Annotated in this window: 5 protein-coding genes; 3 read left to right on the forward strand and 2 right to left on the reverse strand. The window is 68.6% G+C overall.

Annotation, left to right across the window (positions count from 1 at the left end; all coding sequences use genetic code 11):
- Positions 1-115: 115 nt before the first annotated feature.
- Entirely contained in the window at positions 116-2,359 is a 2,244-nt protein-coding gene (locus NX784_RS09955) for a CHASE2 domain-containing protein (RefSeq protein ID WP_258816483.1), read from the reverse strand.
- A gap of 1 nt (position 2,360) precedes the next feature.
- A complete protein-coding gene (locus NX784_RS09960) occupies positions 2,361-3,983 on the reverse strand; it encodes a GAF and HD-GYP domain-containing protein (RefSeq protein WP_258816484.1) in 1,623 nt (540 codons plus the stop codon).
- 234 nt (positions 3,984-4,217) lie between these two features.
- Between NX784_RS09960 and NX784_RS09965 the strand changes: the two genes are divergently transcribed.
- From NX784_RS09965 to NX784_RS09975, 3 genes are read left to right on the forward strand one after another with little or no spacing between them, the layout of a single operon-like run.
- Positions 4,218-5,123, forward strand: a complete 906-nt coding sequence (locus NX784_RS09965; protein WP_258816485.1) for an MBL fold metallo-hydrolase — start codon at positions 4,218-4,220, stop codon at positions 5,121-5,123.
- Complete coding sequence (locus tag NX784_RS09970; RefSeq protein ID WP_258816486.1) at positions 5,120-7,501, forward strand: GspE/PulE family protein; 2,382 nt, start codon at positions 5,120-5,122, stop codon at positions 7,499-7,501. The genes NX784_RS09965 and NX784_RS09970 overlap by 4 nt, the downstream gene beginning before the upstream one ends.
- Before the next feature lie 34 nt (positions 7,502-7,535).
- Positions 7,536-7,796 carry a hypothetical protein gene (locus NX784_RS09975; RefSeq protein WP_258816487.1) on the forward strand — a complete coding sequence of 87 codons (261 nt, stop codon included), beginning with the start codon at positions 7,536-7,538 and terminating at the stop codon, positions 7,794-7,796.
- Positions 7,797-7,848: the final 52 nt, after the last annotated feature.

The following is a 7,848-nucleotide window of genomic DNA, read 5'->3' on the forward strand; positions in this document are numbered from 1 at the left end:
CTTTCGCGAGTGTACTCATTTTTCATTGCCCCACAGAAAAATTGTTACGAATTCGCCGCCTGCGCGACGGGATCGTTAACACCCCGACAAGGGACGTTGCGTGCCCGACACAGCGTCACTTCGTGTCGAACGTCGTCACCCCGTCCCACCCGGCGCCGGGCGGGGCGTCGCGCCAGCGTGCGATGCGCTCGAGGTAGAGCAGGTACAGGGCCCGCCCTGGGTGCGCCGCCCGCAGCGCGGCGACGGCGTGTTCCGCGCCGTCCCAGTCCTGCGCGCGCACGCGGGCGAGTGCCGCGTCCCATGCGGCCAGCTCCTCGAGCATGGCGGAGGACAGGTCGGCCGGGCGGCCCAGCGGTTCGTAGATGGCGACCGGCGCATGCTTGCCCTTCACGCGCACGAGGTCCAGCTCGCGGTAGGCGAATTCCGGCGCCGCCAGCCGCGTCGCCTCGCCCACGACGATGCCCACGCCGTAGACCTTCGTGATGCCTTCCAGGCGCGACGCGAGGTTCACGGCATCGCCCATCACCGTGTACGCGCGGCGGATCGCGGACCCCATGTCGCCCACGTGCATCAGCCCGGAATTGATGCCGATGCCGATGGCGAGCGGCGGCCAGCCGCGCTGGCGGAACTCGGCGTCCAGCCGGGCCGCGCTGGCCTGCATCAGCAAGGCCGTCGCGACGGCGCGGCTGGCGTGGTCGGCAAACGCGACGGGCGCGCCCCAGAACGCCATCACGGCGTCGCCGATGTATTTGTCGAGCGTGCCCTGGTGGCTGGCGCGGATGTCTTCCGACATCGCCGTCAGATAGCGGTTGATGTACTCGCGCAGCGCCTTCGGCGCGAGGCCTTCCGAGATCGTCGTGAAGCCGCGCACGTCGACGAACATGACGGACAGCTCGCGGCTCTCGCCTTCCATCGTGTAGGCCTGTGGATTCTCGGCCATCTGCGCGACCAGTTCCGGCGCCACGTATTCGCCGAAGCGCGAGACGAGCGCGCGCCCCTTGCGGTACTCGAACAGATAGCCCCACGCGACGTTCACGACGAACAGCAGCGCGACGAGCATCAGGCAGATCACCATGTCGACCGCCCAGTCCATCTCGCGGTACAGGAAGCCGTTGAAGCCGACGACGGCTGCGAACACGGCACCGGAAACCAGCACGGCGGGCAGCGGCGCCAGCGCCGGCAGCAGCAGCGCGAGCAGCGTGCCGGCCACGAGCACCTGGAAGAATTCGAGCGCCGTCGCATAGTCGGGCCGCGACTTGAAGCGCCCGTCCAGGATCGACTTGATGACGTTGGCATGCACTTCCACGCCGGGATAGTCGCCATTGACGGGCGTCGAGCGCAGGTCCTGCAGGCCCGGCGCCGTCGTGCCGACGAGGACGATGGCATCCTTCAGCACGGGCGCGGGCACCCTGCCCTCGAGCACGTCGACGGCGGACACGTAGCGGAACGTGCCGCCCTGCGGGCCGCCCGGGCCGCGGAATTGCACGACCGTCGTCAGGCCGTCGCCCACTGGAATGGCGCGGCGTTCGTGCGGCAACGTGAGGACGATGGCGTCGGCACCGGCCGCGTCATCCTGTCCAGCGCCGAAGTCCGGGCGGATCGTCGTTGCGCCCAGGTAGACGGCGGCCGTGGCCAAGCCCAGCGACGGATAGTAGCCGGCGCCGATCCGCTGCAGCAGCGGCACGGTGCGCACGACGCCGTCCGCGTCCGGCTCGACGGTGAAGCTGCCGGCGCCGCGCGCCGCCGCCTGCAGCCGCGCGATGTTCGCTTCGTAGCCGGGCGCGCGGTAGGCGTCGAGCTGGCGCCCGCCCAGGTCCGCGACGGTGAACGCGGGCGGCGGCAGCACGCCCTTGGCGAGGATCGGCGACACGTTATAGCCCAGCACCACGGGCCGCCCGGCCAGCGCCTGCGCGAAGCGGCCGTCGTAATCGAGCTGCGGGCGCAGCGCCGCCACCTTCGCTTCGATACCCGGGACACTATTCAACTCGCGCCGCGCGAGCCGTTCCAGCACGGCGTAGCCGGAACTCGTGTCCGGCTCGGGGAACGAGACGTCGAAGCCGATCGCGCGCGCACCGTAGTGCCCGGCCAGCTGGTCGACGAGATGCGCCATCACGTCGCGGCTCCACGGGAAGCGCCCGACGGCGGCGAGGCTCTTCGGGTCGATGTCGACGATGACGATGCGCGGGTCGGGCGCCGGCCCTTCCAGGCGCATGCGCAGGTCGGCGACGAGCGTGTCCTGGCGCTCGATGGCGTGGCTGTGCCACGTGCCGTTCGTGTACAGCGCCGCGGCAAGCGTGAGCACGACGCCCAGTGCCCAGCGCGCGCCGTAACGGCCTGCCATCTTGCGCAGCCGGCCCATGCTACGGCCGGTAGCCTGGAATCGCCGCCTCGTCGACGGCGTCGATCTGCGCCGGATCGAGGTTCTTGCAAGCGAACTTCAGGTAGACCTTCTGGCGCACGAAGATGTCGAACAGGTCCGGGTCGATGTGGCCGTTGAGAGCGAACTTGCCGAGGATGTGCAGCGACTCCGACAACGTCTTGCCTTTCTTGTACGGGCGGTCGCGCGCCGTCAGCGCTTCGAAGATGTCGGCGATGGCCATCACGCGCGCCTGCACGGACATCTGCTCGCGCACGAGGCCGCGCGGATAGCCCTTGCCGTCCATACGCTCGTGGTGGCCGCCCGCATATTCGGGGATGTTCTTCAGGTGCTTCGGCCACGGCAGCGATTCGAGCATGCGGATCGTCACGACGATGTGGTTGTTGATGATCTTGCGTTCGTCGTCGTTGAGCGTACCGAAGCGCACCGTGAGGTTGCGCACCTCGTCCTCGTCGAGGAAGTCGCATTCCACGCCGTCCGGCCCCGTCCAGCGGTACGCGGCGATGCGGCGCACGCGGTCCTGGTCGGCCTCCGACATGCCTTCGCTGCCGACGTTCGCGCTGCGCAGAAAATCGCGGTCCGCGCGCAGGCGCGCCTGCTCGGCGGCAAGCGCGGCGGCGATCGCGGCGCGGTCCGCGCCCTCAGCGCACTGCGCCCGCAGCGCGCGGATCTCGGCGTCGCGCAGCAGCACCTCGAAGCGCGTGTCGATCATGTGGATGCGGTCGAAGATCGTCTGCAGCTTGGTCGCCTTGTCGACGACGTGCACGGGCGTCGTGATCTTGCCGCAGTCGTGCAGCAGCCCGGCCAGCCACAGTTCGCGGCGGTCGGCGTCCGTCATGCGGAAGTCCGCCATCGGGCCGCGCTCCGTCTCGTGCACGGCCTCGGCCAGCAGCATCGTCAGCTCGGGCACGAACTGGCAGTGGCGGCCCGTGTACGGCGATTTCTCGTCGATGCCGATGTTGATCAGGTTGACGAGGGCTTCCAGCAGCCGCTCCATCTGCACGACGAGCTGCTGGTTCGTGAGTGCGACGGCCGCCTGCGCCGCCAGCGCTTCGATGAAGCGCTGGTCCGTGTCGGAGAACGGGCGGATGGCGCCCGTCTCGCGGTCGCGCGCGTTGATCAACTGGAGCACGCCGACGAGCTCTCCCTCGTGGTCCGTCATCGGCACCGTCAGGTTCGATTGCGAGCGGTAGCCGAACGTCTCGTCGAACGTCAGCATGCCGGAAAAATTGAAGACGTCTGCGCGGTACACGTCCGCGATGTTCACCGACCGGTGGAAGTTGGCCGCATACGCCGCCACGGACGCGAGGTTCTTCTCGCCGGCGTCGTCGACCAGGGGAATGGGCGGCAGGTCGATGGGATTGCCGCTCGTGCCGCCCTGGCAGATACCCAGCGTGTCGTTCAACCAGATGTGGAAGCACAGGCTGCGCCCGTCCGCGCTGGGCCGGTACAGCGTGCCGCCGTCGGCGTTCGTCATGCTCTTCGCGACCCTCAGGATGCGGTCGAGGAAGATGTCGATGTCGTCGTGGCCGTCGCCCAGGGCGACGCTGACCTCCGTGAGCAGGTCGAGGCGCTCCACGATGTCGGTCTGGGTGAGCTCTTGCATGATCATTGTCCGCGGGTCCGGGTATGTTTGTAAAGAAACAAGGATTGCCGGATCGAAATTTTTAACAGTGTAGCCGTGTTACGCCGCGCTGTACACACGCTGAGGCGAAAATGCAAAATTCAGATAATCGGTTACAGATTGCCGCTATGATCTGACATATATTGCAACGGTGCGGGCGCAACCGTAGCGTACAACACGAGCAGACGACGAGGCTGCGCAGCAAGGAGCGATGTCATGAAATTCAGATTCTGGGGCGTACGCGGATCGATCCCGTCCCCCGGGCCGCAGACCGTGCGCTACGGCGGCAACACCACGTGCATCGAAGTGCGCGGCGACGACGGCACACTCGTCGTGCTCGACGCCGGCACCGGCATCTACGCGCTCGCCCAGGACTTGATGCGCCGGCGCGCGCAAGACGGCGCGGAGGTGGACGCCAACATCTTCATCACGCACAGCCACTGGGACCACATCCACGGCCTGCCCCTGTTCACGCCGCTGTTCGTGAGCGGTACGCGCGTGTGCCTGCACGGCGCGCGCGACGACGCGACGGGCCGCGGCATCGAGCACGTGATGGGTGTGCAGCTGCAGGACAGCTACTTCCCCGTCAGCGAGGAACGCATGAACGCCACGATCGAATACCGCACGCTGGAAGCCGGCGTGCCGCATGCCGTCGGCGACATCGTCGTGCACAACGTCACGATGAACCACCCGGTGGCCAACTTCGGCTACCGCGTCGAATGCGGCGGCCACGCGCTGTTCTTCACGGGCGACCACGAACCGTTCTTCAATCCGCACGCGCCCGGCAGCGCGGAGCACGCGGCCGCGCAGCGCGAGATCGCGCGGCGCGAGCGCGAGATCGAGCAGGCGGTGGAAGGCGTCGACGCGCTCGTCGCCGATTGCTCGTACACGGTGGAGGAATACCCGTCCAAGCAGGGCTGGGGCCACGGCACGTTCGACGCCGCGATCGCGCTGGCGCTGAAGACGGGTGTGCGCAGCCTGTACTGCACCCACCACGAGCCCACCCGTTCCGACGCCGACCTGGAAGCCGTGTTCGGCCAGGCGCTGGCGCGCTGGCAGGGCCGGCTGGGCGGCCTCGCCGTGGCGCTGGCCTACGAAGGCCTGGAAGTCGAACTCCGATGAGCGCCGATTTCGTGGAACGGCGCCAGGGCGACCGGCGCCAGCATGACGAGACGGGGCGGCGCCTGGACGTCCAGCGCCGCGTGCAGGCCATCACGACGCGGATCCACGCCACCCGCAACCTGGACCAGATCATGCTCGACCTGGGCCGCGACTTCTGCGAGCTGTTCGACAGCGACCGCTTCACCTTGTACGCCGTGACGCCCGAGCAGGACGCCCTCGTCGCCAAGGTCAAGACGGGCCTCACCTCGATCCGCCATCTGCAGCTGCCGATCGGACCCGGCTCGATCGCCGGCTTCGTCGCGCTGTCGCGCCAGACCGTCAACATCGCCGACGTGTACGACGAGGCCGAGCTGCGCCGCCTGGGCTCCAACGTGCGCTTCCAGCGCGGCGTCGACCAGCGCACGGGCTACCGCACGCGCGAGATGCTCGTCGCGCCGCTGATCGACGCGGAGGGCGCGCTGCTGGGCGTCATCCAGTTCATCAACCACCGCGCCGGCGGCCCGTTCCCGGCCGCGTACATGGAAGGCCTGAAGCAGCTGTGCGAGACCCTGGCCGTCGCGCTGGGCCAGCGCCTGCGCGCGCCGCTGCCGCGCGGCCGCTACGACGCCCTCGTCACGCGCAACCTCCTCACGCAGCAGGAGCTGGAACAGGCCACGCGCCTCGCGCGCGAGCGCGACGCCGACATCGAGGACGTGCTGCTGGGCGACTTCCACCTGAAGCCGGCCCAGCTCGGGCAGGCGCTGTCCGACCATGCCGGCGTACCGTACGAACCGTTCCGCGCCGAGCGCGTGAAACCCATCGAGCTGCTGCGCAACCTGAAGCCGCAGTACGCCCTGGAACAGGGCTGGCTGCCGCTGGAGGACGGCCCCGACGGCCTCGTGCTGATGGCGCTGGACCCGGAACGCGTGGCCGCCAGCCGCATCGCCGCCGAGGTGTTCGGCCGGCCGCGCATCGCCTGGCGCGTGACGACGCGCCACGACCTGCGCCTGACGGTCGCCCAGTTCTTCGGTGGTACCGTCGCCGAGGACACGAGCGTGGGCGAGCTGCTGTCGCACCTCGACGAGGACGTCGACCCCGATGCGGAAGGCGACAACGCCGGTGCCGAAGTCTCGGCCGCCGTCGAGAACGAACTGGTCAAGCTCCTGAACCGGATCATCGTCGACGCCTACCGCCAGGGCGCGTCCGACATCCACATCGAGCCGCAGCCGGGCCGCGGCAAGACGGGCGTCCGCTTCCGCAAGGACGGCGTGCTGGTGCCGTACATCGAGATCCCGTCCAGCTACCGCAACGCCCTCGTCGCGCGCGTGAAGATCATGTGCGACCTCGACATCTCCGAGCGGCGCAAGCCGCAGGACGGCAAGATCCGCTTCCGCAAGTACGGGCCCCTCGACATCGAGCTGCGCGTGGCGACGATACCGTCGAGCGGCGGCGTCGAGGACATCGTCATGCGCATCCTGCAGGCCGGCGAGCCGATCCCGCTCGACAAGCTGGGCGTCCTGCCGCACAACCTCGACCGGCTGAAGGCGACGGTCGCCAAGCCCTACGGCCTGTTCTTCGTGTGCGGCCCGACGGGCTCCGGCAAGACGACCACCTTGCACTCGATCCTCGCGCACCTGAACACGCCGGAGACGAAGATCTGGACGGCGGAAGACCCCGTCGAGATCACGCAGAAAGGCCTGCGCCAGGTGCAGGTGAATCGCAAGGCGGGCCTCGACTTCGCATCCGTCATGCGCGCGTTCCTGCGTGCCGATCCGGACGTGATCATGGTGGGCGAAATGCGCGACCGCGAGACCGTCAGCACGGGCATCGAGGCGTCGCTGACGGGCCACCTCGTGTTTTCCACCCTGCACACGAACAGCGCGCCGGAATCCGTCGTGCGCCTGCTCGACATGGGCATGGACCCGTTCAATTTTGCCGACGCGCTGCTGGGCATCCTCGCGCAGCGCCTGGCGCGCCGACTGTGCACGGCGTGCCGCCAACCGTACCACCCGGACGACGCCGAGGTGGAGGCGCTGCTCGACGAGTATTGCGAGGAATTGCGGGGCCAGGCGGCCTACGTCGCGGACCCGGCCGCCGCGCGCGCCGCCGTGCTGGCCGGCTGGCGCGCACGCCACGGCGGTGCCGACGGCCGCCTGACGTTGTACCGCGCAGTGGGCTGCACCGAGTGCACGAAGGGCTATCGCGGGCGCGTCGGCCTGCATGAATTGATGCTGGGCAGCGAGCGCGTCAAGCGCCTGCTGACCGAGCACGCGCGCGTGGCCGAGCTGCTGGCGGCCGCGCTCGAGGACGGGATGCTGACCCTGAAAATGGACGGCATCGAGAAGATCCTGGACGGCATCACCGACATCAAGATGGTGCGTGCCGTCTGCATCAAATAACCACCAACCATTCCAAATCAAGGAGAGAAGCACAATGAATCGCATCGTCCCGTCCGCGCTGGCCGCGGCCGCCATCGCCCTGCTGTCCGGCTGCGCGGCCGACGCCACGCAATCGCAGCAACAGCAGCCGGCCGACAAATACCTCGACGCGAGCTACACCCCGACCGGGACCCTCATCCCGCGCAAGGCGTCGAAGGGCGCAGCGGACAACGTGACCGTCGCCGACAAGCAGGCGCTCGAGAACGACCGCAACAACAATAACGGCGCGAACAACTGGGCCGGCGGCACGCACTGACCTACGCTTGACGCGACAAGGGCCGGGCGTTTGCGCGCCCGGCCCTTTTTCA

The organism is Massilia pinisoli (assembly GCF_024753285.1).
Taxonomy (GTDB): Bacteria; Pseudomonadota; Gammaproteobacteria; order Burkholderiales; family Burkholderiaceae_D; genus Telluria; species Telluria pinisoli.